A 26,712-nucleotide genomic window follows, 5' to 3' on the forward strand; every position below is an offset into this window, starting at 1 on the left:
GCTTCGCGAGAGTGCGGCGCCCGCGCTAAGACTCACCGCATTCTCTCTATCGGCGTGGACGAATTATGGACGAAAGCCTGAGGCAAGCGGTCGCCGTGCTGGCGGTGGCGATGATCGTGGCGATCGCCGCCCGTCAAATCAGACTGCCCTATACCGTCGGGCTGGTCATCGTCGGCGCCGTCGTCGCGTTGTCAGGAGCCGACTTCGCGCCGCATCTCACGCATGATCTGATCTTCGATTTGATCTTGCCGCCGCTGCTGTTTGAGGCGGCGCTGACTCTGTCCTGGCGCGAACTTGTTCGCGACTCGCTGCCTTTGCTGGCGCTCGCCGGACTTGGAACGCTGGCGTCCGCGGCTTTCGTCGCCATGTCGATGACCACGTTGCTGGGGTGGCCTTTATTTTCGGCGATCGTTTTCGGCGCGCTGATCGCCGCCACAGATCCGGTCGCAATCATCGCGATGTTCAAGGACAACAGGATCAAGGGCCGTATGCGGCTTCTGGTCGAAAGCGAAAGCTTGCTCAATGACGGCGCGGCGGCGGTGCTCTTCGTCATGGCGCTCGCCTATGCGCGCAGCGGCGGCGCCGATCAGACCGCCGTGGCCACCGCGTTGACCCTGGCGAAAATTGTGCTGGGCGGAGTCGTCGTCGGAGCGCTGTTTGGCGGCGCCACCATCCTCGTCTCGCTGCGCACTTCCGAACATCTGATCGAAGCGGCGCTGACGACGATCGCCGCATTCGGCTCGTTCCTCGTTGCCGAGTATTTCCATGTCTCCGGCGTGCTGGCGACGGTGACGGCTGGCCTCGTCATGGGCAATCTGGGCCTCTTGAGCGAGCAGGAAGGCGGCTACATCAGCCTCAAGGGACGCGAATTCGTTCTGTCCTTCTGGGATTTCGCCGCCTTCCTCGCCAATTCAGTGGTGTTTCTGCTGATTGGCGCGGATGTCGCCGCGATTCCATTTGGCGCCGTCGGAGCGACGCCTCTGGCTCTGGCGATCGCGACGGTGCTGGCGGCCCGCGCCGTCACCGTCTATCCGCTGAGTTCGCTGTTCTTCGCGTCACGATGGAAGATCTCGTGGCGCGAGCAGCATGTGCTGTGGTGGGGCGGGTTGCGCGGCGCCCTTGCGCTCGCTCTGGCGCTGTCGCTCTCCGACGATCTGCCGCTACGGGACGAAATCGTCGCCACCACCTTTGCGGTGGTCGGTTTTTCGATTGTGGTCCAGGGCCTGACCATGCCGCTGCTGCTCCGCGCGCTCGGCTTCCTGCCCGGACGGTAATCGGCGAACAGGCGCTCCGAGCGGCGGAAGAGGAAAAACCAGCTTAAGCGATGATATCGGGCGTGAGCTGGTCTTCTAGATAGGCGATGCGGTCGCGCAGCAGCAGCTTGCGTTTTTTCAGCCGCTGAATCTGCAGCTGATCGGCGACGCCGACCGCCAGCAACGCGTCGATCGCGGTCTCCAGATCGTGATGCTCCAGCCGAAGCCGTGCGACTTCAGCGCGTGTCGCGCTCATGTCGATTTCGCTCGTGTCGTTCATTGACAGCCGCCGTTGAGCGCCATTGAACGCTGGGGAATCGATGGCGCTAGACCGCAATTATCGCGCCGCAGCCATGGCGCGTTCAAGCGAATTGCTCTGTCGTCATTCATAGGCGCTCCGCATCTCCTCGATTGCAGCGATCTTGGCGTAGAGCGGCGCCCAGTCGTCGCGCTCGGCGATCGCCGCCCAAAGCGCCTCGACCTCGTCGATCAGCATCGTACAGGGCGCCGCGCCCTGGAAATAGGGGTGATCCAGGCGCGCAGTCGGCGCCGGCTCGTGTGCGGCCAAAGCGGCGCGCAGCGGCGTGAAAGCTTCCGCTTCGTAATGCGCCGCGGACGGACTGTGTTTGGCGCGCGCCGCGGACGCCATGCCGCCGCGCCAGTCGAAGAAGGTCCGTTCGAAGGGGGCCTGCGTCACTGTCAGAAAATCGACAAAGGCCTTCGCCAGCGCCGCGTCAACTTCGTCGCCGGCCGAGGCGAGCCCGAGCCGATTGAGCAGCGCCGCGCGAAATTCTTGCTGGATACGCGTGGGAAAGCTCGCCAGAACCTTTTCGGCGGTCTTTAGCCCGATGAGGGGGATCAGACATTCGGCCAGACGGGACAGATTCCAGCCCAGCGCGCCGGGCTGACGGCCAAAGGCGTAAAGCCCGCTTTCGTCGAAATAGGCGGCGGTGAAGGTCGGGTCGTAGACCGGCGCGAAGCGCCATGGCCCGTAGTCGAAGCTCTCGCCGGTGACGTTGATATTGTCGGAATTCAGCACGCCATGAACGAAGCCTGACGACATGTAGCCGGCGCCGAGCCGGGCGACCCGCGCCGTGACCTCTTCGAGAAAGGCGAGGGCCCTCTCCGGCGCCGGCAGATCGGCGATGGCGGGAAAATAGTAGCGACAGACATGGTCGAGCAGCCTCTCGATCGCCGCGGCGTCGTCATGGAAGGCGAGGCGCTGAAACGTTCCGATGCGAATATGCGAATGCGACAGGCGCACCAGCACGCTGGAGCGCGTCGGGGAGGGTTCGTCGCCGCGCATCAGCGCCTCGCCCGTTTCGATCAGGCTGAAGGTCTTGGAGGTGTCGACGCCGAGCGCCTCCAGCATCTCCGTCGCCAGAATTTCGCGCACGCCGCCCTTGAGCGTCAGCCGCCCGTCGCCGCGCCGCGACCAGGGAGTCTGGCCGCTGCCCTTGGTGCCGAGATCGAGCAGACGGCCGTCCTTGGCGTCGCGCAGCTGCGCGAACAGGAAGCCGCGACCATCGCCGAGATCCGAGTTGTACACGCGGAACTGGTGGCCGTGATAGCGCAGCGCCAGCGGATGCGCGAACCCGCCCGGGAGCGGCGAAAAACGCCCCAAATGTTCGATCCACTCCGCATCGCTCAGCCCGTCGAGGCCGACCCGCGCCGCCCAGCGCTGATTGCGGTAGCGGAGTCGATGTTCGGGGAAGGTGGCGGGTGCGACGCGGTCGAAGAAGGGCTCGCCGAGACCTTCGTGTAACGTCTCGGGGCGATAAAGTTCGGTAACGGGCATAAGGACCGGGTCTCGCAAATCGCGCGCCGCGGCGCGAACGCCCAAAAAAATAAGGCGGAGATCTCTCTCCGCCCATGGCGTGAAGCAGAAAGTGAGCGAAGGGAAACGCTAATGTCGCGTTTCGCTAATCGACAATTTGGCGAGCTCGTCCTTGATCTGCAGTTTCTTGCGTTTGAGTTCCAGGATCTTCAGTTCGTCCGATTGGGGATGCAGCTGTTCCTGCTCGATCTCCTTTTTGAGCGCGTCATGGCGGCGCTGGAGTTCGACGATATGGCCCTGCAAGGACATGCGAAACCTCCTTAACTTCTCTCCGCTCGACAAGCGGGAGCGGCGTTAAGTCTGCCACAAAGCGGGCGCGCCGCAAGACTCGAAATCGCCCAACGTCACAAAACTTTTGCACGCGAAGCTCATGGCCTTTACGGAACGTCAATTCTTTCCGTGGCTTGCGGTCAAGGCTGATTCCCAACGTCGCAGGCAAAGCCCGCTTGCGCGTCGCCGCGTACGTCAGTATAGACGGGCGCTCCGGCCCACGGGCCTGGGGGCGCGTAGCTCAGCGGGAGAGCACTACGTTGACATCGTAGGGGTCACAGGTTCAATCCCTGTCGCGCCCACCATTCTAGCGACCCCTTTCGGTTCGCCCATCGCCGCAAGCCTTGCAACATTGACTCGACCGTGCGTCATCCCGACGTGCGCTTGAAACTGTAGCTGCTCGCTTGCCCAGGCAGATTCGCACGCCATCTGGCGTCTTGCTTCGGTGAAGATCAGGGCCAGCGCATGTGGAAATATCTACTCCTCACCTTGCTTGGCCTCACCCTTGCCGCCGGCGCGGCTCAGTCGAAAGATCAAGCAAAGGCGCCCAAAAAGTGCTTGCCGATCCTTCGCACGCCAGGGGGCGCCCCGACGCGCCCTTACGGTCAGATCCCTTACTCGGTCTGGTACTACGTCCTTTATCAGCCGTTCTGCGATGGCAAATCCGCGAAGACGTGCATTTGGGCGTGTGGAAAGCCGCCCGCTCAGGTCGTCGGCGCTGAATAAATGCTCGCAGCTAAGGCGCGTTCGCCCTGTTGATTGCCTCGGTCCATTGCGGCGTTCATAGCTGCTCCCATCCGCCCTGACCGGGCGAAGCGGAGGAGACCATGGACCTGCCTGCGATTGACCCGCTGATCGGAATTGGCGTCGCCGTCTCGACCGCCATCACCGACGCGGTCTATGTGTTCTTCAACGCCGCCGTGTCGGAGCGCCGGCGCGTCGCCGCCGCGAGCTGGAGCAGCATCTGGTATCTGCTCTCGGCCTTCGCGGTGATCAGCTATACGTCGAACTGGGCCTATGTGGCGTTCGCGGCGGTGGGCGCCTGGATCGGCGGCTTCTTGTCGATCACCGTGCTGAACCGGCTCGTGCCTCTGCGCAAACCATAGGAATTCAGGGCAAAAAAAAAACGCCGCTCGCGCGGCGCCGAGGAGCGAATCTGTCCGCGCGCTAGTCGCGAATGATCTGATTGCGATCCTGTATCAGCAGGGGCAGGCGCTTGGCCGAGGCGCTGGCGACGCTCATCTCCTGCCTGCTGTGGGCGACCCCGCGAGTCTTTTGCTCGTGGTTGACGTTGGTGGCGAGGCCAAGGGCGAGAAATCCAACCCAAAACGCCACGGGCACGAAGCGCGACTTCGAAAACGGCATTTTGGTCTCCCTCGATTTTTCTTGGCGCCTCTGATTGGACAACTGCAGCTTTCCCCAATGTGCGTCCAAGTAAAAGCGCCAGGAGCAAGCAACCTGATGGCGCCAGATCAAACGGTTCTCCTCTCTGGCTGGCGTGCTAGTTAGCAATGGGCTCGAAAGTTGGCGCCAATGCTTACGTTCCCTGTGGACCTATGCGCGCGGGTTAGAAGCGCATTAGCTTCCGCCCAGGGGAGATTGCAGCGATGACCTTAACGACCACGGATCGTCCAGCGCCCATCGTCAAGAGCGGGCATGTGCAACTGTCGATCATTCTGGCTGAGTCAGACAAGAACACTCTGCAGAACCAGATCTTCGACCAGATCCGCTCGATGATTCTCAACGGTCAGCTCAAATGCGACGATCCGATGCCGACCACGCGCGAGCTGAGCAGCCAACTTGGCGTCTCACGCAATACGGCCGTGCTGGCCTATGAGCGGCTGATCGCCGAAGGATATATTCGCACGAAGCCTTATGTGGGCACCTTCGTTTCGCCGGATCTGCCGGACACGGCGTTTCTGTCGGCCGATCACCGCGCGCCGCAGAAGGAAGAGCAGGGCGCCACGATTGAAGTTCAGCCGCCCTGCGGTGTTTTGCGCACGCATCGCCTCGCCGACCCGGAGCGCCGTCGTCTCGTCGCCGATTTCTGGGTGGGCAGGCCGGACGCGCGATCCTTTCCGCTCAAGGCCTGGTCGCATCACATCAAGAATCGGTTGAAGGCGGTCGGCTCCAATCTCACGAGCTACAATGACGCCGCAGGATTGATGGAGCTGCGGCGCGCTGTCGCCAAACATCTTGCGCCGGCGCGCGGCGTCGTCGCCGATCCGGAGCAGATCGTCATCGTCGGCGGCTGCCAGGACGGCTTCAATCTCGTCGGCCGGCTGCTCGTCACGCCGGGCTCCACCGCGGTGGTCGAGTCGCCCTGCTATCAGGGCGCGGCCTTCGTGCTCGAAAGCCTTGGGGCGACGCTTTATCCCGTGCCCGTGGACCAGGACGGACTCGACGTGTCGCGACTGCCGAAAACCAGGGGCGCCGTCGCCTATGTGACGCCGTCGCATCAATATCCGGTCGGCGTGACCATGAGCCTGCAGCGGCGGCTCGAGCTTCTCGCCTGGGCGACGCAATACGACGCCTACATCATGGAAGACGACTATGACAGCGACTTTCGCTTTGTCGGTTCGCCGCTGACGGCGCTGAAGGGCCTCGATCGCAACGAGCGCGTCATCTATCTCGGCACTTTCTCGAAATGCATGGGGCCCGGCCTGCGGCTCGGCTATGTCGTGCTGCCCCGCCGTCTTGCCGAAGCCGGGCGGCGCATGAAAATGTTGATGAACAACGGCCAAAGCTGGCTCGAACAGGCGGCGATGGCGGATTTCATGTCGAGCGGCGAGTTCGGGCGCCATTTGCGGCGCATCCGCCAACTCTATCGCGATCGGCGCGACGCGCTGCTGGGCGCGCTGCGGAATCACTTCGGCGCCTGCGAGATCTACGGCGACCAGGCCGGCATGCATCTCGTCTGGAAGCTGCCGGAAGGTTTTCCGGACGCGGCCGAGGTGGAGAAGAAGGGCCTTGCCGCCGGCGTTGGCGTCTGTTCGCTGGCGACGGGCTCGGCGCTGCGCTTCGACGACAATGACGGCGGCGACCGGCTGCTGATGCTCGGCTTCGTCGCGCTCACCGAAAAAGAAATCGAGACCGGAATCGCGCGGCTGGCGCAGGCGCTGAAGGCGTAGCGCGCGCCAACCCTCTCCCATCGGGAGGGTGGTTGCGAAGCAACCGGGTGAGGGGTTTCCGCTTCGCGCGAGTTTGCGTATTGCGAAGTGGCCATAACCCTCATCCCGGTCCTTTTGGACCGACCCTCTCCCAAAGGGAGAGGGTTTCGCGCGAGCAAACTCAAGTCATGAACGATTTCAGCGCCCGCTCGCGTCTGCGCGCCATTCCGTCCGGCGTCTGGGCGCTTGGGCTCGTCTCGCTGCTCATGGATTTCTCTTCCGAGATGATCCATGCGCTGCTGCCGATCTATCTTGTCGGCGCGATGGGCGCCTCAATGGCGGAAGTCGGAATCATCGAAGGCGTCGCCGAGGCGACCGCCTCGATCGTGAAAATCTTTTCGGGCGCGTTGTCGGACTGGTTCGGACGCCGCAAGCAGCTGGCGATCATCGGCTATGGGCTTGCGGCGCTCACCAAGCCGATGTTCCCGCTGGCGCCGAATGTCGCCTGGGTCATGGCCGCCCGCTTCATCGATCGCGTCGGCAAGGGCATACGCGGGGCGCCGCGCGACGCGCTCGTCGCCGATATCGCGCCGGCCTCCATTCGCGGCGCGGCCTTCGGACTCCGCCAGTCGCTCGACACGATCGGCGCCTTTCTCGGGCCGGCGGTCGCGGTGGCCGCGATGTGGTTCTCGGCCAACAGCATCCCCTTCGTGTTCTGGATCGCGACATTTCCGGCGGCGCTCGCCGTTGTGGTGTTGGCGCTCGGCGTGCGCGAGCCGGAAGCCTCCCGCCCGCCGCGGCCGGCGCGTTTTCCGCTGCACATCGAGGAAGTCCGTCGGCTTGGCGGCCCCTTCTGGATCGTTGTGGCGATCGGCGTCGTCTTCAGTCTGGCGCGTTTCTCGGAGGCTTTTCTGATCCTGAAGGCGCGCGACGTCGGACTGCCGGTGGCGCTCGCGCCGCTGGCGCTCGTGGCGATGAACGTCGTCTATGCCGGCGCTTCCTATCCCGTCGGCGCCTTCTCGGATCGCGGCGACAGAAAAACGCCGCTGATGGCGGGCCTTGTCGCGCTGATCGCCGCCGACGCCGCCTTGGCGGTCGCCGATCACATGCCGCTCGTGTGGCTCGGCGTGGCGCTTTGGGGTCTGCATATGGGCCTTACCCAGGGACTTCTCGCCGCGCTCGTCGCCGACGTCGCGCCGGCGGCGTTACGCGGCTCGGCCTTCGGCGTTTTCAACCTGGCAAGCGGGGTCGCGCTACTTGCGGCCAGCGCCGGCGCCGGAGCGCTCTGGGACGCCTTTGGGTCCGCGTCCGCCTTCTGGGCGGGCGCGCTTTTGGCGTCGCTGGCGCTCGTTGGGCTCGCGGGGGGCGGCGGTCGGATCGGCCGGTCCCCAGGCCGGGGTGAGCCGGCGCGTTAAGAACTTCAGGGCGGAATTCAGGCCGGTTAACGGATGGCTAAGCATGTCAATTAAACATTGAAAATGAACGATAAATTATCGCAATTGCGCCATTGTTGATCACTCATTTCAGAACTGGCGGGGGCGCTGGCGTTTCAAGAACGCACCATTGAGGGACCAATGAAAAAACGAGCTTTCGGCGTCGCCGTCGCGGCTTGCCTCTCCGTCCTGTCGGCGTCGGCCGCAGACCTGCCTTCGCGCAAGGAGCCGCCGCCGGTCTATTATCCGCCGCCGCCAATCTTCACCTGGACCGGGGTCTACGCCGGTCTCAATCTTGGCGGCGGGTGGCTTGATCGATACGATTATGGACATTGGCTGGCGCCCTCGAGCGCGTCGAACAGTGGCGGCGTCGTCGGCGGCGCCCAGATCGGCTACAATTATCAGCTGACCCCGCTCTTCGTCGTCGGTCTCGAAACCGATTTTCAAGGATCGAGCGTCGGCGGCGGCGGCAATCAGGGGTGGGGCGCAACGCGCAGCGTCGACTGGTTCGGCACAGTGCGCGGGCGCGCGGGCGTGTCGTTGCTGAACGCGCAGCTGCTCCTTTACGGCACGGCCGGCTTCGCCTATGGCGACCTGCGTCTCAACTACGGATGGCTTGGCTCTCAGGCCCGCACAGGAACCGGGTGGACGGCGGGCGGAGGGCTTGAATACGCCTTCCTCCCGAACTGGTCGGCGAAGGTCGAATATCTCTACACAAACATCGGCGCGAATTACGACTCTATCTACGTTGCGCCGTTCATCGTCGAATCCCAGCAGCGCGCGCATCTCAATACCGTGCGCGCCGGCGTCAATTATCGCTTCAACTGGCTGCTTGCGCCTCCCGGCCCGCCAATGGCCGCCTACTGAACGCGAATGCTACAAGGATGAGCGACAAAAGCCCCGGCGACGGGGCTTTTGCATATGTGGCCGTCGAAGGCGCCGCCCGCGTAGTTGCGGCGCCGCAACATTTGAACTATCTGCTTTGGAAGCGTTCCGAGAAGAAATCGGCCGCACGCGAGAGGGTTCTACATGGCAGACGCCGACACTGACGGGCTCGCCGCGCGGCGGCCGCTGTCGCCGCATCTGACGGTCTTCAAGCCCATCCTGACGATGATGATGTCGATCGCGCATCGAATCACCGGGGCAGGGCTTTACGTCGGCATGGCGCTTCTGGCGCTGTTCCTGCTCGGCGCCGCGGTTGGCGGCGGCGCCTTCTCCGCCGTGTCCTGGATCGGGTCGGGCTTCATCGGCAATCTGCTGGTGCTGATGATCGTTTGGGCGATTTTCCACCATCTGCTCGGCGGCGTGCGTCACGCGCTCTGGGACCGCGGGCTATACATGGACGCGAAAGGGCGGGAACTGCTGGCGCAAGGGACGCTCGTCGGCGGCATCCTGTTGACGCTGCTCGTCTTCATCTTCAAGACGCTGGCGGGCTGAGCGGAGCGAACTCATGACGGTTGCGACAAGGTTCAAGAGCGGTCGAACCGGACCCGGCGACGCCTATGTCTCCGACCATAGCGGTTCGCCACACGCACGCTTCATGCGGTTGACATCTTATGCGCTGGTCCCGCTTGGCGTGTTGAGCGCTTGGTGGATTCTTGGAGTTGCCGGCAAGTCGCTTGAAGGCGTGCGCGCCGAAATCGGCAGACCGTTTCCCGCACTCGTGCTTCTTGCGTTCGGCGTGGTCGGCATGATCCATGCGCGACAAGGCATGGACGACATCATCGAAGATTACGTGCACGACAAAGCGTTGAAGGCGCAGGCGATCGTCGCCAACACATGGGCGTCGCGCGCCATCGCAGCGATCTGGGTCCTCGCGATCCTCCTCATCGCTGCGCCGAAGTAGTCGGACGATGCAATTCACGGACGTCGACGTGACAGGCGAGAGCAGGAAGCCGCGCAACGGGGCTGCTTTAATCGCAGTGATCCCGTCTTGTGACGACGCAGCGACGCTGCGCGCGACGCGAATGAGATTCGAGAAGGCTTGATCAATGGTTGCAAAGGGTCCTGCATCAAATGTGTCGGTGGGCGGTCGCGCCTATGCGATCGTCGACCACACCTTTGACGTCGTCGTCGTCGGCGCAGGCGGATCAGGCCTTCGCGCCGTCGTCGGCTGCGCCGAGGCTGGACTGAACGTCGCCTGCGTCACCAAGGTCTTTCCAACCCGCTCGCATACCGTGGCGGCGCAGGGCGGCATCGCCGCCGCGCTCGGCAACATGGGGCCGGACAATTGGAAATGGCACATGTACGACACCGTCAAGGGCTCCGACTGGCTCGGCGACCAGGACGCCATCGAATATATGTGCCGCAACGCCCCGCCCGCCGTTTATGAGCTGGAGCATTGGGGCGTCCCCTTCTCGCGCACCATCGAAGGGACGATCTACCAGCGTCCGTTCGGCGGGATGACGACGGACTTCGGCAACGGCCCGCCGGCGCAGCGCACATGCGCGGCCGCCGATCGCACCGGCCACGCGATGCTCCATACGATGTATGGCCAGGCGCTGAAGCTCGACACGAAGTTCTTCGTCGAATTTTTCGCGCTCGACCTCATCATGGATCAGGACGGCGCCTGTCGGGGCGTCGTGTGCCTGAAGATCGATGACGGAACGATCCATCGTTTTCGCGCCGCGCTCACCGTGCTCGCGACCGGCGGCTATGGCCGCGCCTATCTCTCGGCGACGTCTGCCCACACCTGCACCGGCGACGGCAACGCCATGGTGCTGCGCGCGGGGCTGCCGCTGCAGGACATGGAGTTCGTCCAGTTTCATCCGACCGGCATCTATGGCGCGGGCTGCCTGATCACCGAAGGCGCGCGCGGCGAAGGCGGTTATCTGACAAACAGCGAAGGCGAGCGCTTCATGGAGCGCTACGCGCCTTCAGTGAAGGATCTCGCGCCGCGCGACATGGTTTCGCGCGCCATCACCGTCGAGGTTCGCGAAGGCCGCGGCGTCGGCAAGAATCAGGATCACGCCTATCTGCATCTCGAGCATCTCGATCCGCAGATTCTGCATGAGCGGCTGCCTGGCATCTCAGAAAGCGCGAAAATTTTCGCCGGCGTCGACGTGACGCGCCAGCCGATTCCGATCATTCCAACCGTGCATTACAACATGGGCGGCATACCGACGAATTATCACGGCGAGGCGTTGCGCAAGCGCGACGGCAATCCCGACGAGGTGGTGCCAGGTCTGATGGCGCTCGGCGAAGCGGCCTGCGTTTCCGTGCACGGCGCCAATCGCCTCGGCTCGAATTCGCTTATTGATCTCGTCGTCTTCGGCCGCGCTGCGGCGCAGCGCGCCGCCGAACTCATCAAGCCCAACGATACGCAGCCGGAACTCCCCGCGAATTCGGCCGATCTCGCGCTGTCGCGCCTCGATTTTTTCCGCAACGCCAACGGCGGGACATCGACAGCCACATTGCGCGACAGGATGCAGCGCACGATGCAGTCGCACTGCGCCGTCTATCGCACCGGCGAGGTTCTCGCCGAGGGCGTCGAACAGATCAACGCCGTCTGGCGCGACGGCGCCGACGTCAAGATCACCGATCGCTCGCTGATTTGGAACTCCGATCTCGTCGAGACGCTGGAATACGACAACCTTATCGTGCAGGCCGTCACGACGATGGAAAGCGCCGCCAACCGCACCGAATCGCGCGGCGCGCATGCGCGCGAGGATTTCCCGAATCGCGATGACAAAAACTGGATGAAGCATACGCTCGCGACGATCGATCGCGAGAGGAAGACCACCTCGATCGATTATCGCCCGGTGCACAGCTACACGATGACGAATGAGGTCGCCTACATCGAGCCGAAGGCGCGGGTGTATTAAGATGGTCGAATTCGCCCTCCCCAAGAATTCTGTCGTCGCCGAAGGCAAAACCTGGCCGAAGCCGGAAGGGGCCGAGCGCCTGCGCGAATTGCGCATCTATCGATGGGATCCTGACGACGGCGCCAATCCGCGCATCGACACTTATTTCATCGACGCCGATGACTGCGGGCCGATGGTTCTCGACGCGCTGATCTGGATCAAGAACCGGATCGACCCGACGCTGGCCTTCCGTCGGTCCTGCCGCGAAGGCATCTGCGGCTCGTGCTCGATGAATATCGGCGGCCTGAACACGCTCGCCTGCACCAAGGGCATGGATGAGATCGACGGCGCGATCAAAATCTATCCGCTGCCGCATATGGCGGTGGTGAAGGATTTGGTCCCGGATCTGACGATCTTCTATGAGCAATATGCGGCGATTCAGCCCTGGCTGCGCGCCGGACCAGACCCCGAGAAAGAACGGCTGCAGTCGCCGGAGCAGCGCGCCAAGCTCGACGGGCTCTACGAATGCATCCTGTGCGCCTGCTGCTCGACGGCCTGTCCGAGCTATTGGTGGAACGCCGATCGTTTCCTGGGTCCCGCGGCGCTGCTGCAGGCGTTCCGCTGGGTGCAGGACTCGCGCGATGACGCGACGGAGGATCGCGTCTCCTATGTCGACGACATCTTCCGTCTCTACCGCTGCCACACGATCATGAATTGCACCCAGGTCTGCCCGAAGGGTCTGTCGCCGGCCAAGGCGATCGCGGAACTCAAAAACATGGCCATCGCCCAGGACGAAGCGGAGTCGCGCTGAGCGCGGGGCCGCCTTGATCCCGCCGCGCCGCCGGTTTAGGACGGACCAAACGTCTTGGGAGATCTGCGTCATGTCGACCAGCGCTCGTCGTAGTTGCGCTTCTCTTCTCATCGCCGCCTGCCTGATCGCCGGCCCTCGGGCCGCCTCGGCGCAGCAGCTTCAGGTCGATCCCGGAGCGCTGGACGCTTCGGGTTCTGTCACGACGCAGCCGAAGGCCAAGAAAGCGAAGGCGCAGCAAGCCCCGCGCGCCGGCGCCGGCCAGCAGCAGCAGGGCGGCGGCGGCAGCCGCCAGTTTGGCGAGCTTGAGGGTTGGTCCACCGGCAAGGCGGCGCCCCCCGGAGGAAAGCAGAAGGAAGACGAGACGCCGAGTTCGCCGAACGGGAAATTGCCCATTGGCGTTTCGCCGTCGGGAAATATGTCGGTCGGTCTCCCCTTCTGAAATCTTAGCGCCGGGATTGCCGGCTGGAGTTGATCATGGCGTATAAGGTTGCGGTCGTCGGCGCTACGGGCAACGTAGGCCGCGAGATGCTCGACATTCTCGCCGAGCGCCGCTTCCCCGTTTCGGAGGTCGTTGCGCTGGCGTCGCCGCGCTCGATTGGCACGGAGGTCTCCTTCGGCGACAGGACGCTGAAGTGCAAGGTGCTCGACTCCTACGATTTCTCCGACGTCGATATTTGTCTCATGTCGGCGGGCGGCGCCGTCGCGAAGGAATGGGCGCCCAGGATCGGCGCGCAGGGCTGCGTCGTCATCGACAATTCTTCGGCCTGGCGCATGGACCCTGACGTGCCGTTGGTCGTGCCGGAAGTGAACGCCGCCGCCGCGGCGGGATTTTCCAAAAAGAACATCATCGCCAATCCGAACTGCTCGACGGCGCAGCTCGTCGTCGCGCTGAAGCCTTTGCACGACGCGGCGACGATCAAGCGCGTCGTCGTCTCGACCTATCAATCGGTCTCCGGCGCGGGCAAGGAGGGCATGGACGAACTCTTCGCGCAGACCCGTTCGGTGTTCGTCGCCAACCCCGTCGAAGCGAAGAAATTTCCCAAGCGCATCGCCTTCAATCTCATTCCGCAGATCGACGTCTTCATGGAGGACGGCTTCACCAAGGAAGAGTGGAAGATGGTCGCGGAGACAAAGAAGATTCTAGATCCCAAGATCAAGCTTGTCGCCACCTGCGTGCGCGTGCCGGTCTTCATCGGCCATTCGGAGGCGGTGAACATCGAATTCGAAAAGCCGATTTCGGCGGACGAGGCGCGCGATATTTTGCGCGCGGCGCCCGGCGTGCTGGTGATCGACAAGCACGAAGCCGGCGGCTACATCACGCCGCATGAAGCGGCGGGCGAAGACGCCACCTATGTCTCGCGCATCCGCACCGACCCGACCGTCGATAATGGGCTGGTTCTGTGGTGCGTTTCCGACAATCTGCGCAAGGGCGCGGCGCTCAACGCCATTCAGATCGCGGAAGTCCTGATGAACCGCAAGCTGCTCGCGCCTAAGAAAAGGGCGGCGTAACGCCCGAAGGCGATCATCATCGCCAAATGGGCCGAGCCCAGCGCCAAGTGGGCGATCGCGGTCGAAAGCGAATTGCCGACGGCAACGGCTCATTTGTTGATCTTGAACAGCGTCGGATCTGGCACTTTCGCCTGGTCGATGTTGAAGATCGAGATCAAGGTCTCATAGCCTTGCGGGTCCTTCACCTCCCACTGCTTCAATTTGAAGGTCTTGGGGTCGAAGATCAGACGCACGTGCGACGTGCCGCCGAAGGTCGCCTTATCCTCAATAGCGATGGTGACGCCGGAATCGTCGATCTTCACATCCTCGACGATGACATCCTTTTCGAGGTCGATCTTGTCCTTCATCAGGAATTTGAGCGGCGTCTGGGTGATGAAGTAGAGATCCTGCGTGTTGAGCTTACGGTCGCGCACCGCGACCTGCGCGCCATCGGCCACGACTTCCATCGTCGCCGGCTGCGCGTATTCGAAACGCACGCGGCCGGCGCGCTGAACGTGAAGCTTGCCTTCCGAACGCTTGCCGTCGCCGCCGATCTGCACGAAATCGGCGGTCATCACCGGCGAAGCGTTGAAAAATGCGTTGGCGCGCTTGAGCGCTTCGGCGCGGGTGAGCGGCTTCTCCGGCTCCGGCGCGGGCGGCGGCGCGATCGTGGCGGCGGCAGAGGAGGGGGAGGGCCCCTGCGCGGATGGCTTGGCACCCTTCTTCCCGGCTGACGAGGGGTCCGCAGGCTTCGCCTCGCCGGGCTTGGCAGGCGCGGGCTTCACCGTCGCCGCCTTGGGGTCGACGCTCTTCTCGTCCTCAGGCTTGACCTCAGCCGATTTCGACCTCGCTTCCGCGGGACTGGCTTGGGCGGGCTTCGCCTCCGCTGCTTTATTCTCGGCGACCGCCGGAACGCTTCCCTGAGACGGCGGCGCAGCGCGCGCGATCGTCGCAGCGGCGGCCGGGTCGGCGAATGAAAGCGCGGCGAGCAGGGCGGCAAAGTGAACGTATGTCACGGCGGGTTCCGATTCAGAGGAAGCTGTCGCCGTCTTCCTAGCATAAGTTGGCGGAATTGGGGGCGAAGCCTACTCCGCCGCCTCGATATCGAAGGCGCCGCGATCGATGCCGCCCCCGACGAGAATTTCGCGCTTTCCGGCGTGGTTAGGCGCGGAGACGACGCCTTCCTGCTCCATGCGTTCGACGAGCGAAGCGGCCTTGTTGTAGCCGACCGAGAGGCGGCGCTGGATGTAGCTCGTCGAGCACTTCTTGTCGCGCAGCACGATATTGACGGCGCGGTCGTAAAGGTCGCCGCCTTCCTCCGCGTCCATCGAGCCGGGCAGGGGCGCTTCGCCGTCTTCGCCAACATCGTCCTCGGCGGTGATGGCGTCGAGATATTGCGGCGCGCCTTGCGTCTTCACATGGGCGACGATGTCCTCGACTTCGCGGTCGGACACGAAAGGCCCGTGCACGCGCGAAATGCGGCCGCCGCCCGCCATGTAGAGCATGTCGCCCTGGCCGAGCAGCTGCTCAGCGCCTTGTTCGCCCAGGATCGTGCGGCTGTCGATTTTTGAGGTCACCTGGAAGGAGATGCGCGTCGGGAAATTCGCCTTGATCGTGCCAGTGATGACGTCGACGGAGGGGCGCTGCGTCGCCATGATCAGATGGATGCCGGCTGCGCGCGCCATCTGCGCCAGTCTCTGGATCGCGCCCTCGATATCCTTGCCGGCGACGAGCATAAGATCCGCCATCTCGTCGACGATCACAACGATATAAGGCAGCGTCGAGAGCGTCATCTCCTCATGCTCGAAGATCGCCTCGCCGGTCTCGCGATCGAAGCCCGTCTGCACCGTGCGGGTGATCGTCTCGCCCTTGGCCTGCGCGTCGGCGACGCGGACATTGTAGCCGTCGATGTTGCGCACGCCGAGCTTCGACATTTTCTTGTAGCGATCCTCCATCTCGCGCACCGCCCATTTGAGCGCCACGACCGCCTTTTTCGGGTCGGTGACGACGGGGGTCAGCAGATGGGGAATGTTGTCGTAGACGGAGAGCTCCAGCATCTTCGGATCGACCATGATGAGCCGGCACTCTTCGGGCTTCAGCCGATAGAGCAGCGACAGGATCATGGTGTTGATCGCGACCGACTTGCCGGAGCCGGTGGTGCCGGCGACCAAGAGATGCGGCATGCGGGCGAGGTCGACGATCACCGGCTCGCCGCCGATCGTCTTGCCGAGCGCGATGGCGAGCTTGTGGTTGGAGCGGACGAAATCCTCGCAGGCGATGAGTTCGCGCAAATAGACCATCTCGCGACGCTGGTTCGGCAGTTCGATGCCGATGGCGTTGCGCCCCGACACGACGGCGACGCGGGCGGAGACGGCGGACATCGAGCGGGCGATGTCGTCGGCGAGGCCGATCACCCGCGAACTCTTGATGCCGGGCGCCGGCTCCAGCTCATAGAGCGTGACCACCGGCCCGGGGCGGACGTTGATGATGTCGCCCTTGACGGAAAAATCCTCGAGCACGCCTTCAAGCAGACGCGCGTTGTGCTCGAGCGCCTCCTGCGGGAGCTTGACGCCGCTCGCCTGCTTCTTCGGCTCGGCGAGAAGGGTCAGGGGCGGCGTTTCATAGCGCGTATTGAAGCGGGGCTGCGCGGCGCGGGCAGGCGCACGCGGCCTGCGGGGCGCAGGCGCGGGCGGGGAGACCGCGGGTTCAAAGGGCGGCTCGTCGAGATCTTGTGCTCCCGCCGACGCAAAGCCGGGAAAAACGTCCAGATCCTCGAAGGTCGGCTCGACGCGCGGATAGCGCGGCGGCGGCGGCCGGTCCGTCGTCGCGGCGCGACGTCTGAATCTTGCGGCGGCGCGGAGCATCCAGGCCTTCAGCGCCAGTCCAAGATGAATCAGCGCGCCGAGCGAGATCAACGCGACGCCAGGCTCGCCGCCGGCGTCGTCGTCATCGTCGGCGCCCGGACGAATCTTCGCGTCATCTTCAGAGGAGCGGCTGCGCATATCCGCTTCGGATTCGAAGCCCAGCCCCGCTGCGCCGGTCACGGCGAGGATCGCGACGAGAGCGGCGCCGGCGCCAAAGAGCGCGGTCAGGACGCCGGAGCCGGCAAAGATCAGCCGCGGAACGGTCAGGATGGCGTCGCCGACGACGCCGCCGAGGCCGGTGGGCAGCGGCCAGCGGTTGGTCGCGGGCAGAAGCGACGCGGTCGCGGCGGTTGCGAAAACGCCAAGGACGCAGAGGCCGACGCGCAGCATCACGCGGCCGATTCGGCGCCGTCGCATGAGACGCAATCCCTGGGCGGCGATCGGCACGATGGCGGCGATGGCGCCGAAGCCGACGAGCTGCATCAACAGATCGGAGACGATCGCGCCCGGTCCGCCGAGCAGATTGCGGACGTGGCCCGAGGTCGCGTGGTTGAGCGAAGGATCGCGGGCGGACCAGCTGACGAGCGCCAGTGTGAGCGCGGCGGCGCTCACGAGCAAGGCGGCGCCCAGGATTTCCGCCAGCCTGCGCGCCGCAAACTCGCGAAGCTGCTCGGTAAAATGGCCCCTTGCATGGCTGCGCATATGAGGAGAAGCCTCGCTTGATCGCAGCGCCGCCAACGGCGCGCGGATGCGGCAGCGTAAAAAATCTCGGTTAAGGTGCGCTTAACCCTGGTTTTCCGGGCTGTCGCCGCCTGCCGCGACCGTCTGATTGAGTTCGGCGCCATAGATGAAGATCGCCGCCAGCATCTGAAGAAAAACGATGGCGATCACGATCGAGGCGAGGCCGGCGTAGGTCGAAACATAGCTGCCGGCGAATCTCGCGAGATAGGCGCCGAAGCCGGCGCCGAGCGCGAGCGACGCGATCAGCGTCAGCGCGATGCCTGGCCCGATGAAGGTCAGATTGCGCCGCTCCGCGGGCAAAAATTTATGAGCCGCATACAGGGCAATGGCCAACAGGGTGGTGGTGACGCCATAGCGCACCGGCGCGTAAAGGGGCTGAAGATCCTGCACGAGGGCGGGGATGTAGCGTTCGGCGATCGCGCGCGCGAGAGGCCCCAGCACGAGCAGAATAGCGACGGCGAGGAGCGCGGCCGCGCCGAGAAAGACGTAAAGAATTGATTCGAGGCGCGTCAGCCACCAGGGGCGCTTATCCTTGAGGTCATAGGCGCGGTTCAGCGCGACGCGCAGCGCTTCCACTCCGGTAGAGGAGAAATATATGGCGAAGATCGCGCCCAGCGTCAGCAGCCCGCCGCGCGGCTGCGTCAGCACATTGCTGATCTCCCGAGAAATCGGCCCGGCCACATCCGGGGGCCATGTGTCGAAGAGCAGTTTTCTCGCGGCGTCCGCTTCCTGACCCAAGCCGAAAAAGCCGGCGAGCGCCGTCAGAAAGATGAGAAACGGAAACATCGAAGTCAGGATGGCGAGCGCGATATAGCTCGTGACCGCCCAACCGTCATCGCGGTCAAACTTGAGATAGGCGTGATAAAAGATTCGAAAAAGCGTTCGCATGACAACCCATGATAGCGTGCCGACCGGGATTGGCGAAGGCGCAAGGAGAATCCGCCAATGAGAGGCTTTCCTTTACGGCGCGCCGCCGCCATCAGCGCGGTTTTTGTCGTTCTGGCGCATTCGATGAACTGTGCGCTCGCCAAGGACTGCGACGGTCGCGGCTCTCAGACGGACCTCAATTTGTGCGCGGGAGAGAATTTCAAACAGGCCGACGCGAAACTCAACGCCGTCTACGCCAAATTGCTGAAAAAGATCAGCGCGGCGGGGCAGTCAAAATTACGGGAGGCGCAAAAATCCTGGATCGCCTACCGGGATGCGCAATGCGCCTTTGAGACTCTGGGGACGATCGACGGCAGCATTCACAGCATGGTCTCGGCGCAATGTCTCGCGGATGTGACCGAGCAGCAGACGAAACGGTTGCAGCATCAACTCACCTGCGAAGAAGGCGACGTCTCCTGCGGCGGTCAGTAGGGTGGCCGCTTAATCCCTGCAAAAAGCCGAGATTCGACATGCGCAGACCAATTTCGCCGCGGGCGTTGCTGCGATCGACGCTGTACGCGCTTCGTGGAGGGTTTCTCCTTCGCCCGTTAGCGATCACTGTGCGGGCGATTGTCCTTGCTGAAGGCGGGCGTCGCTCATGACGACGCGGTCGAGGCACCGTGAACGTCTTCGGCGCCGTTTTTCCAATAGTCCCTTTATAAGAGAATTGATTAGCCTGTATCAGCGGCGAACTCCGATTCGGTCCCGCCGCTCGGCTCGGACGTTGGACATTCATTACGATCCAAATTCGACATCGCCAAAATTGGGGGGCGTTGATGGTGGGTAGCGCGGCTACGACGGAGAGCCATCGCGCTCGCCTTGGAGCGCTCGCTCTTGGCGCTTTGGGCGTCGTCTATGGCGATATCGGCACCAGCCCGCTCTATACGATCAAAACAGCAGTCGAATGGGCCGGCGGCGCCGTCACGCCGGAAGAAGCGCTCGGCATGTTCTCGCTGATCGTCTGGACGCTGATTATCATCACATCGATCAAATATGTCGCGGTCATCATGCGCGCCGACAACGAGGGCGAGGGCGGCATTCTGGCGCTGATGTCGCTGCTCGGCGTCAAGCACATGCGCCGCCCCTTCGTTATCGCCATCGGAATGCTCGGCGCTGCGCTGCTGTTCGGCGACGGCGCGATCACGCCGGCGATCTCAGTTTTGAGCGCGCTTGAAGGATTGAAGACGCCGGCCCCTGCGATTGCCCCCTATGTCGCGCCGCTGTCCGTTGTGGTTCTCATCGGCTTGTTCAGCTTGCAATCACAAGGCACGGCGCGCATTTCGAAGCTCTTCGGGCCGGTCATGACGCTATGGTTCCTTGTTATTGGCGCTTTGGGCTTGGGGGGCGTCGTCAAGCATCCCGAGGTGCTCTGGGCGCTCAATCCCACCATCGGCCTCTACTATCTCGCGACGCATGGGATGGCTGGATTTCTGTTGCTCGGCGCAGTGTTCCTGTGCGCCACGGGCGCCGAAGCCCTTTATGCCGACATGGGGCATTTCGGTCGAGGGCCGATCCGACTCGCATGGTATGGCCTCGTCCTGCCGGCGTTGCTGCTCAATTACGCCGGTCAGACCGCGCTCCTTGTCGATCGCCCTGCCGAGGCATCCCCCAATCCGTTTTTCGATCTCTGTCCAACTGCGTTGCAACTGCCGCTCGTCGGGCTGGCGACGGTCGCGACCGTAATTGCGAGCCAGTCGATTATCACCGGCGCTTTCTCGATGACGCGACAAGCCATCCAGCTTGGGTTGCTGCCGCGCATACACATCACGCAGACATCGGAAGAAAGTTACGGTCAGATTTACGTCGGTTTTGTCAATTGGTCCTTGATGGCGCTCACTCTCGTTCTGACCGTCACCTTTCGGTCGTCGGAACATCTCGCGGCGGCTTTCGGAATCGCCGTATCGTTGACGATGCTGCTCACGAGCATCCTGATGTTCCTCGCGATGCGTGAAATCTGGCGCTGGAGCTTGGCCGTGAGTCTGGTCGTTGCAGGTCTGTTCATCCTTGTCGACGGCTCCTTTGTCGCGGCCAACATGGTGAAGTTCTTCGATGGCGGATGGATACCGATCACGACCGCCGCGGTCTTGTACTTCCTGATGAGTTGCTGGGCGGAGGGCTACAAGGATATGCGCACCGCGTTGGAGCGCGACACGCTCCCCATACCGAGCTTCATTACGCAATTTCGCGGCAAGCCGCGCGTAAAAGGCACTGCGGTTTATTTGTCCAGTCGCAGCGACGTCGTTCCTGTTCCGCTCTTGCACAATCTCAAGCACAATAAGGTTCTGCATGAACGCATCGTGCTGCTGCACGTCGAGACCGAGCAAATCCCGCGCGTTAATCCTTCGCAACGCGTCGAGTCAACGGTGCTCGACGACGAAGTTTACGCGATTACCATTCATTATGGTTTCATGGAGCAACCCGACATTCCGCGCGCGCTGCTTCTCGAGTCGCTTTCCGTTCCGTTTCACTTCAACATGATGGAAACGTCGTTCTTCGTCGGCCGCTTGACGATCGTCCCGGCTGGCCTCTCGAAATGGCGGAGATTTAAGCTGCGGATCTATCAGTTTCTCCACCGCAACGCTCTTCCCGCGACTGAGTTCTTTCAAATTCCGCCAGGCCGCGTCGTCGAGCTTGGCGGGCAGGTCGAGATTTGACGGCTTTCATTCTCCGCGCTGGAAATGCTCATAGACGAGCCGCGCCGTCGTCTTGTTGACGCCGGGAACCTTCTCCAGATCCGAAAGCGCCGCCCTTGACACCGCTTTCGCCGACCCAAACGCCAGGAGCAGCGCGCGTTTGCGCGATGGTCCGACGCCGGCGATCTCGTCGAGCGGATTCTTGGTGAATTCTTTTTTGCGCCGCGCGCGATGCGTGCCGATCGCGAAACGATGCGCTTCGTCGCGCAGGCGCTGCACAAAGTAGAGCGCCGGATCATGCGGCGGCAGGCGAAACGGCTCGCGGCCTTCGACGAAGAATGTCTCGCGCCCGGCGTTGCGGTCGGCGCCCTTGGCGATCGACGCGATCGCCACCCCTTCGACTCCGAGTTCGCGCAAGACGTCGCGCGCCACGTCGAATTGGCCGCGTCCGCCGTCGATCAGGATGAGATCGGGCTTTGCCGGAAAAGCCTCGCGATCCTGCTCCGTTTCGCCATCCTTGGCGAGCCGCGCGAACCGGCGGGTGAGCACCTCGCGCATCATGCCGAAGTCGTCCCCCGGCGTGATCTCCGCGCTTCTGATGTTGAAGGTGCGGTAGTGGGCTTTCATAAATCCTGCAGGCCCCGCGACGATCATCGCGCCGATCGCCTGCGCGCCGCCGATGTGGGAATTGTCGTAGACCTCAATACGCCGCGGCGCCGAGACGAGTCCAAAGGCTTGGCCAAGCGCCCCGAGCAGGCGCTGCTGGCTTGCGTCTTCGGCGAGCTTGCGCCCGAGCGCTTGCCGCGCGTTCTGAAGCGCGTGGTCCACAAGTTCGCGCTTCTCGCCGCGCTGCGGCGCGAGCACTTCGACGCGGCGGCCGAGCCGCGCGGTCAACACTTCTTCAAGCAGCGCGCTGTCCTCGATCGGATGGGAGAGAAAGACGCAGGGGGCCGAAGGGTGCTCCTGATAAAACTGCGCGAGAAAGGCGTCGAGAACTTCGGATTCGGAAAGAGTTGCGTCGGCGCGGGGGAAGTAGGAGCGATTGCCCCAGTTCTGATAGGCGCGAAAGAAGAACGCTTCGACGCAGAAGCGTCCGGCGTCCTTGGCGATGGCGAAGACGTCGGCTTCTTCGACGCTGCGTGGATTGATCCCCTGCGCGCCTTGAACGGCTGAAAGCGCCGATATTCGGTCGCGCAGCCGCGCCGCGCGCTCGAATTCCAGTCGCTCGGAGGCTTCGGTCATTTCGCGCGCCAGCTGTTCGCGGACGTTGCGACTTTTGCCGGAGAGGAAATCCCGCGCCTCCCGCACGAGCTCGGCGTAATCCTCCATGGAGATTTCGCCGGTGCACGGGCCCGAACAGCGTTTGATCTGATAGAGGAGGCACGGACGCGTGCGATTGTCGAAAAAGCTTTGCGAGCAGGATCGCAAAAGAAATGCGCGTTCCAGCGCGTTCAGCGCCCGATTGACCGCCCAGACGCTGGCGAAGGGGCCGAAATAGTCTCCTTTGCGCGCGCGGGCGCCCCGGTGCTTGAGGATCTGCGGCGCGTCATGATCCATGGCGATCAGAATGTAAGGGAAGGATTTATCGTCGCGCATCAGCACGTTGAAGCGCGGCTTCAACTGCTTGATGAGATTGGCTTCCAAAAGTAGCGCGTCGGTTTCGGTCTCGACCGAGATGAACACCATCGTCGTCGTCGCCGAGATCATCCGCGCAATGCGGTTCACATGACCCGCAAGACGCGTATAGCTCGCGACGCGCTTGCGCACGTTTTTCGCCTTGCCGACGTAGAGCACCTCGCCGCTTTCAGCGATCATGCGATAGACGCCGGGCCCATTCGGCGCGTGCCGCCAATGCTTCTTGATGACGTCGACGCCGCGCTTGACGCTTTCGGGCGTCTCGGGCGCTTCGGCTCCCGAATCGCACAGCTCCGCCTCTGCCTCCGCCGCGACCTCGGGCGCATCAAAGACATCGTCTTCTTCAGGGGGAAGATCGCGCGGATTTGCGTGAGCGGTCATTCACCTAGATCTATTCGCCGCCGGCCGCGATGGAAAGGCTCGCTGGAGGCGGCCGGCCGGATCAAAGTTCTGTGTAGAACCTCGACCCCTGGCGCATTTCCCCGGCGCGCCGCCTTGCGCCCGCCCGACCGTCTGGCCACAGTCCGGCAAAGCTTGGGCTGCGACGATCAGGGGACGGCATGCAGGCGGCGAGGATCACCGTTCGCGCGGTCCTGTTTCCGGCGCTGGCGCTGGGGCTGGCCGGGGTTTTTTTGTTCGGCGAGCGCTGGATTTCGAAAATTCCGGCGTCCATCGATTTTATGCCGTCGACTCTCGCAGCGGTCTTTTTGATCGGGGCCGTCTTCGCCGCCTTGCAGCACGCTGAAATTCTCGGCGCCAAGACGGGCGAACCCTATGGCACGCTCGTCCTCACCATCGCCGTGACAATTATCGAAGTCGCGATCATGGCATCGATGGTCGAACATGGCGACGAGGATCCCACCGAAGCGCGCGAGGCGGTGTTCTCCGCAATCATCATCGTTTGCAATGGCCTCGTCGGCCTCTGCCTTCTGCTCGGCGGCTTCCGTCACCACGAGCAGGAACTCCAGCCGATGGCGACGAGCGCCTATCTGGCCATCCTGATCGCGCTTTCCGTTCTTACGCTCATTCTACCCGACTATACCACGTCGAGCTACGGACCTACTCTGTCTACAACTCAGCTCATTTTCGTCAGCGTTCTGTCGGTGCTGCTCTACAGCGCATTTCTTTTCATCCAGACCGTGCGGCACCGGTCCTATTTCATCGACGTGCATGTCGCCGCCGTGGGCCACGGCGAGGAGAAGCCTTCGCGCGCGGCGACGATATTCGCAGTTGTGGGACTGGGCGCCAGCCTGCTTGGCGTCTCGCTTCTCGCGGAGCGTGTCATTCCCGGTCTTGAAGAGGCGCTTCGCTGGGGGGGCGTCGACGACGTGAACCGGGTGACCGGCGCGGCTGTGGCGATGCTGGTCCTGCTTCCAGAATCCATGAACTCCATCCGCGCCGCGACGCGCAACGCGCTTCAGACAAGTCTGAACGGCGCGCTCGGTTCTGTCGTCGCGACGATCGGGCTCACGGTTCCCGCCGTGGCGCTGTTGAGCGTCGCAACGAACCGGGAGATCGTCTTCGGTCTCGAAAAACGCGACACCGTCTTGCTGCTGCTGACATTGGTGCTGAGCGTTGTAAGCTTCGGCGCCGGCCGCACGAATCTCATGACCGGGCTGGTGCATCTCGTCGTTTTCGTGACATATATTTTTCTGTTGTTCGTCCCCTAATCTTCACGCAAAGAGCGCCAATGAACGACGACAATCCGATCCTATATTACGCGCCGCGCACACGCGCCTCAAGCGTGCTGACTCTGCTTGAGGAACTCGACGTTCCCTACGAGCTGCGCGTGTTGAATTTCCAGCTTGGCGAACAACGCAAGCCGGAATACTTCGCCGTCAATCCGCTCGGAAAAGTGCCGGCCATCGTTCACAATGGCGCGCTTGTGACGGAGCTTGGCGCGATTTTCATCTATCTGGCCGACGCCTTTCCACAGAAAGGTCTCGCGCCCGCGATTGGCGACGCCTTACGCGGGCCTTATCTGCGCTGGCTCGTGTTCTACGGGTCGGCGTTCGAGCCTGCAATCGTCGATCGTTCGATGAAGCGCGAGCCGGCGCCCGCAAGCAGAAGTCCCTACGGGGATTTTGATGGCGTCATGGCGCTGATCAACGCGCAATTGACGCAAGGCCCTTATCTCTTCGGCGAGCGCTTCACGGCCGCCGACATTCTTTGGGGCGGCGCGCTGCGGTGGACGGTCGGGTTCGGCCTTGTTCCCGAAAGCGCGCACATCTCCGCCTATGTCGAACGCGTGACGTCGCGTCCATGCTTTGCGCGCGTTGCGCAGACTGACGAAGAGCTGCTCAAGATTCATGAAGCGGCGGCGGCGGGCAAATGAGGCGTCTTCTCTCTCCTGATGGGAGAGAGATTCGCGCACGACTTTTGTGCTCTCAAACGTCACCACTCGATCGGCGTTTCCGCGTGTGCGATCAGGTAATCATTCGCCTTCGAGAAATGCTTGCAGCCGAAAAAGCCATTGTTCGCCGAAAGCGGCGACGGATGCGCGCATTCGAGCACGAGATGTTTGCGCCGATCGATGCTCGCGCCCTTGCGCCGGGCGTAGGCGCCCCACAGCATAAACACAACGCCTTCGCGTTCGCGCGATAGCGCATGAATGGCGGCGTCGGTGAATTGCTCCCAGCCCTTGTTCTGGTGCGAGCCGGCTGCGTTCTCGCGCACGGTGAGCGTCGCGTTGAGGAGCAGCACGCCCTGGCGCGCCCAGCGCGAAAGATCGGGATCACGCGATACCGGACGGCCGAGATCGGCTTCGATTTCCTTGAAGATGTTCTGGAGGGAGGGCGGCGGCGGCGTCGTCGCGCCGACGGCGAAGCAAAGGCCGCAGGCCTGGCCGGCGCCGTGATAGGGGTCTTGCCCCAGAATGACGGCTTTCACCGTGTCGAATGGACACTCGTCGAAGGCGCGAAAAATCTGCGGCGCCGGCGGATAGATCCGGCCGGCGACATATTCGCCGCGGACAAATTCCCGCAGCGCTCGGAAATAGGGCTGGTCGAATTCCGCAGCGAGATGTTTGCGCCAGCTTTCTTCGATGCGGACGGGTTTGGTCATTTTGAAGCAAGATCGCGGTTGTCGATAGGAGGCGTTCGCTTGGGAGATAAAGCCAACATGCGATATAATGCCAGCATGGCGTTGTGAATAACATTTGGTGATGTTGCTGCCTGGAGGCGGCCCATGGCGAAAGAAGTTTCCCGAAGCGAATCGCTGATTGCGGGCGCAGGCTGGCTGGCGTTGATTATTGGCGGGCTCATCGCCGCGCCGTATGTCGTCGGCTACGGAATCACGTTCGGAGGATATGTTCCCTATGGAGTCGTCTACAATACAAAAGACGATCTGTTTTCTGGACGGATTGATCCACGCAATTACGTAACTTTCCTCATGAATCGCGGATGCGACTACAACGCGGAGATAATGCGCATCCTCGTCGATCCAACCTTCAAAGACGTCGATGCGCATAGGGTCATAGGCATCATAAAAGGCGGCGCCGCGCCCGACAATTCCGCTCACGAAATTTTGATGGCGGATGTCGTGAAGGGCGTCAGCAGGTCTTTCAGGACTCCTGAAACTGCAGACTCATGTGGGAGAGGAGATGGATCCGGCTATTGCGCTACAAGCGACTTCTGGAGCGATGACATTATCTCAAGTTTTTTCGCAAATGTTTCGGCCTCCTATCTGACGTACTTTCTGCCGAGAATGTCCGACGCTATTTTCGATGGCGCGAACTTGCTTATCAATTTCAGTCGCTTGGGGACGGTTTTCGGCGCCGGATTGTTTGTTGGATATGCGCTCGTCATCGGGATCGTCAGCGGATTTGCGATCCGGATGGTCGGCTCGATCATGAAAGGCTAGTTTTTGCAGCCGCAAGCGCTGGCGGAGCATTTGCGTTTACCGCTCA

At 62.8% G+C, this 26,712-nt stretch carries 26 protein-coding genes and 1 tRNA gene; 18 read left to right on the top strand and 9 right to left on the bottom strand.

Annotated elements, in window-relative coordinates:
* Nucleotides 1-65 precede the first annotated feature (65 nt).
* A complete protein-coding gene (locus ACPS74_RS16295) occupies nt 66-1,274 on the top strand; it encodes a cation:proton antiporter (protein WP_029651220.1) in 1,209 nt (402 codons plus the stop codon).
* A gap of 43 nt (nt 1,275-1,317) precedes the next feature.
* Here the strand turns inward: ACPS74_RS16295 and ACPS74_RS16300 are convergent, their stop codons facing one another.
* The 3 genes from ACPS74_RS16300 to ACPS74_RS16310 all read right to left on the bottom strand — a co-directional run bounded on the left by ACPS74_RS16300 (nt 1,318) and on the right by ACPS74_RS16310 (nt 3,339).
* Nucleotides 1,318-1,533 carry a YdcH family protein gene (locus ACPS74_RS16300; protein WP_029651219.1) on the bottom strand — a complete coding sequence of 72 codons (216 nt, stop codon included), beginning with the start codon at nt 1,531-1,533 and terminating at the stop codon, nt 1,318-1,320.
* A gap of 102 nt (nt 1,534-1,635) precedes the next feature.
* Complete coding sequence (locus ACPS74_RS16305) at nt 1,636-3,051, bottom strand: protein adenylyltransferase SelO (RefSeq protein WP_029651218.1); 1,416 nt, start codon at nt 3,049-3,051, stop codon at nt 1,636-1,638.
* A 108-nt stretch (nt 3,052-3,159) separates the two neighbouring features.
* Nucleotides 3,160-3,339, bottom strand: a complete 180-nt coding sequence (locus tag ACPS74_RS16310) for a YdcH family protein (RefSeq protein WP_018407662.1) — start codon at nt 3,337-3,339, stop codon at nt 3,160-3,162.
* A gap of 251 nt (nt 3,340-3,590) precedes the next feature.
* Here ACPS74_RS16310 and ACPS74_RS16315 point away from each other — a divergent pair.
* The 3 genes from ACPS74_RS16315 to ACPS74_RS16325 all read left to right on the top strand — a co-directional run bounded on the left by ACPS74_RS16315 (nt 3,591) and on the right by ACPS74_RS16325 (nt 4,466).
* Nucleotides 3,591-3,665, top strand: a tRNA-Val gene (locus ACPS74_RS16315).
* Nucleotides 3,666-3,825: 160 nt separating this feature from the next.
* Complete coding sequence (locus ACPS74_RS16320) at nt 3,826-4,086, top strand: hypothetical protein (RefSeq protein ID WP_029651217.1); 261 nt, start codon at nt 3,826-3,828, stop codon at nt 4,084-4,086.
* A gap of 101 nt (nt 4,087-4,187) precedes the next feature.
* The gene (locus ACPS74_RS16325; RefSeq protein WP_029651216.1) at nt 4,188-4,466 is read left to right on the top strand and encodes a hypothetical protein; all 279 of its coding nucleotides are present in this window, start codon (nt 4,188-4,190) and stop codon (nt 4,464-4,466) included.
* 61 nt (nt 4,467-4,527) lie between these two features.
* Here the strand turns inward: ACPS74_RS16325 and ACPS74_RS16330 are convergent, their stop codons facing one another.
* Entirely contained in the window at nt 4,528-4,725 is a 198-nt protein-coding gene (locus tag ACPS74_RS16330) for a hypothetical protein (protein WP_029651215.1), read from the bottom strand.
* 242 nt (nt 4,726-4,967) lie between these two features.
* Here ACPS74_RS16330 and ACPS74_RS16335 point away from each other — a divergent pair, with 242 nt between their 5' ends.
* From ACPS74_RS16335 to ACPS74_RS16375, 9 genes are all read left to right on the top strand, one after another.
* Nucleotides 4,968-6,491: a PLP-dependent aminotransferase family protein gene (locus tag ACPS74_RS16335; protein ID WP_029651214.1), complete on the top strand. Its 1,524-nt coding sequence runs from the start codon at nt 4,968-4,970 to the stop codon at nt 6,489-6,491.
* A 167-nt stretch (nt 6,492-6,658) separates the two neighbouring features.
* Nucleotides 6,659-7,885 carry an MFS transporter gene (locus tag ACPS74_RS16340; RefSeq protein WP_029651213.1) on the top strand — a complete coding sequence of 409 codons (1,227 nt, stop codon included), beginning with the start codon at nt 6,659-6,661 and terminating at the stop codon, nt 7,883-7,885.
* A 159-nt stretch (nt 7,886-8,044) separates the two neighbouring features.
* The gene (locus ACPS74_RS16345) at nt 8,045-8,770 is read left to right on the top strand and encodes an outer membrane protein (RefSeq protein ID WP_029651212.1); all 726 of its coding nucleotides are present in this window, start codon (nt 8,045-8,047) and stop codon (nt 8,768-8,770) included.
* A gap of 162 nt (nt 8,771-8,932) precedes the next feature.
* Complete coding sequence (sdhC, locus tag ACPS74_RS16350) at nt 8,933-9,340, top strand: succinate dehydrogenase, cytochrome b556 subunit (RefSeq protein ID WP_018407687.1); 408 nt, start codon at nt 8,933-8,935, stop codon at nt 9,338-9,340.
* A 13-nt stretch (nt 9,341-9,353) separates the two neighbouring features.
* Complete coding sequence (gene sdhD, locus ACPS74_RS16355; protein WP_029651211.1) at nt 9,354-9,749, top strand: succinate dehydrogenase, hydrophobic membrane anchor protein; 396 nt, start codon at nt 9,354-9,356, stop codon at nt 9,747-9,749.
* Between the two features lie 145 nt (nt 9,750-9,894).
* Complete coding sequence (sdhA, locus tag ACPS74_RS16360) at nt 9,895-11,727, top strand: succinate dehydrogenase flavoprotein subunit (protein ID WP_029651210.1); 1,833 nt, start codon at nt 9,895-9,897, stop codon at nt 11,725-11,727.
* Nucleotide 11,728: 1 nt separating this feature from the next.
* On the top strand, nt 11,729-12,517 hold the full coding sequence (locus tag ACPS74_RS16365; protein WP_029651209.1) for a succinate dehydrogenase iron-sulfur subunit: 789 nt from the start codon (nt 11,729-11,731) through the stop codon (nt 12,515-12,517).
* 70 nt (nt 12,518-12,587) lie between these two features.
* Entirely contained in the window at nt 12,588-12,956 is a 369-nt protein-coding gene (locus ACPS74_RS16370) for a hypothetical protein (protein WP_029651208.1), read from the top strand.
* Nucleotides 12,957-12,991: 35 nt separating this feature from the next.
* Nucleotides 12,992-14,026 (top strand): aspartate-semialdehyde dehydrogenase, encoded by a 1,035-nt coding sequence (locus ACPS74_RS16375; protein WP_029651207.1) that lies wholly within the window; start codon nt 12,992-12,994, stop codon nt 14,024-14,026.
* An 89-nt stretch (nt 14,027-14,115) separates the two neighbouring features.
* Here the strand turns inward: ACPS74_RS16375 and ACPS74_RS16380 are convergent, their stop codons facing one another.
* The 3 genes from ACPS74_RS16380 to ACPS74_RS16390 all read right to left on the bottom strand — a co-directional run bounded on the left by ACPS74_RS16380 (nt 14,116) and on the right by ACPS74_RS16390 (nt 18,498).
* Nucleotides 14,116-15,021 (bottom strand): outer-membrane lipoprotein carrier protein LolA, encoded by a 906-nt coding sequence (locus ACPS74_RS16380; protein WP_029651206.1) that lies wholly within the window; start codon nt 15,019-15,021, stop codon nt 14,116-14,118.
* Nucleotides 15,022-15,090: 69 nt separating this feature from the next.
* Nucleotides 15,091-17,571, bottom strand: coding sequence for an FtsK/SpoIIIE family DNA translocase (locus ACPS74_RS16385; RefSeq protein WP_029651205.1), 2,481 nt, complete (start codon nt 17,569-17,571; stop codon nt 15,091-15,093).
* Between the two features lie 81 nt (nt 17,572-17,652).
* Nucleotides 17,653-18,498, bottom strand: coding sequence for a YihY/virulence factor BrkB family protein (locus tag ACPS74_RS16390; RefSeq protein WP_029651204.1), 846 nt, complete (start codon nt 18,496-18,498; stop codon nt 17,653-17,655).
* 57 nt (nt 18,499-18,555) lie between these two features.
* On the opposite strand from ACPS74_RS16390, the gene ACPS74_RS16395 reads away from it, so the two are divergent.
* Together ACPS74_RS16395 and ACPS74_RS16400 are read left to right on the top strand one after the other, a co-directional pair.
* Nucleotides 18,556-18,969, top strand: a complete 414-nt coding sequence (locus ACPS74_RS16395; protein ID WP_029651203.1) for a lysozyme inhibitor LprI family protein — start codon at nt 18,556-18,558, stop codon at nt 18,967-18,969.
* Between the two features lie 344 nt (nt 18,970-19,313).
* Nucleotides 19,314-21,191, top strand: a complete 1,878-nt coding sequence (locus tag ACPS74_RS16400; RefSeq protein WP_029651202.1) for a potassium transporter Kup — start codon at nt 19,314-19,316, stop codon at nt 21,189-21,191.
* A gap of 6 nt (nt 21,192-21,197) precedes the next feature.
* On the opposite strand, the gene uvrC is transcribed toward ACPS74_RS16400, so the two are convergent.
* Nucleotides 21,198-23,186, bottom strand: coding sequence for an excinuclease ABC subunit UvrC (uvrC, locus tag ACPS74_RS16405; RefSeq protein ID WP_029651201.1), 1,989 nt, complete (start codon nt 23,184-23,186; stop codon nt 21,198-21,200).
* 179 nt (nt 23,187-23,365) lie between these two features.
* Here uvrC and ACPS74_RS16410 point away from each other — a divergent pair, with 179 nt between their 5' ends.
* On the top strand, nt 23,366-24,475 hold the full coding sequence (locus ACPS74_RS16410) for a calcium:proton antiporter (RefSeq protein ID WP_029651200.1): 1,110 nt from the start codon (nt 23,366-23,368) through the stop codon (nt 24,473-24,475).
* Nucleotides 24,476-24,495: 20 nt separating this feature from the next.
* Complete coding sequence (locus tag ACPS74_RS16415) at nt 24,496-25,140, top strand: glutathione S-transferase family protein (RefSeq protein ID WP_029651199.1); 645 nt, start codon at nt 24,496-24,498, stop codon at nt 25,138-25,140.
* Between the two features lie 59 nt (nt 25,141-25,199).
* Here the strand turns inward: ACPS74_RS16415 and ung are convergent, their stop codons facing one another.
* Complete coding sequence (gene ung / locus ACPS74_RS16420) at nt 25,200-25,868, bottom strand: uracil-DNA glycosylase (RefSeq protein WP_029651198.1); 669 nt, start codon at nt 25,866-25,868, stop codon at nt 25,200-25,202.
* Nucleotides 25,869-25,991: 123 nt separating this feature from the next.
* Between ung and ACPS74_RS16425 the strand changes: the two genes are divergently transcribed.
* A complete protein-coding gene (locus ACPS74_RS16425; protein WP_029651197.1) occupies nt 25,992-26,666 on the top strand; it encodes a hypothetical protein in 675 nt (224 codons plus the stop codon).
* Nucleotides 26,667-26,712: the final 46 nt, after the last annotated feature.

It is taken from the genome of Methylocystis sp. SB2 (assembly GCF_049817085.1).
In the GTDB taxonomy this organism is placed as follows: domain Bacteria; phylum Pseudomonadota; class Alphaproteobacteria; order Rhizobiales; family Beijerinckiaceae; genus Methylocystis; species Methylocystis rosea.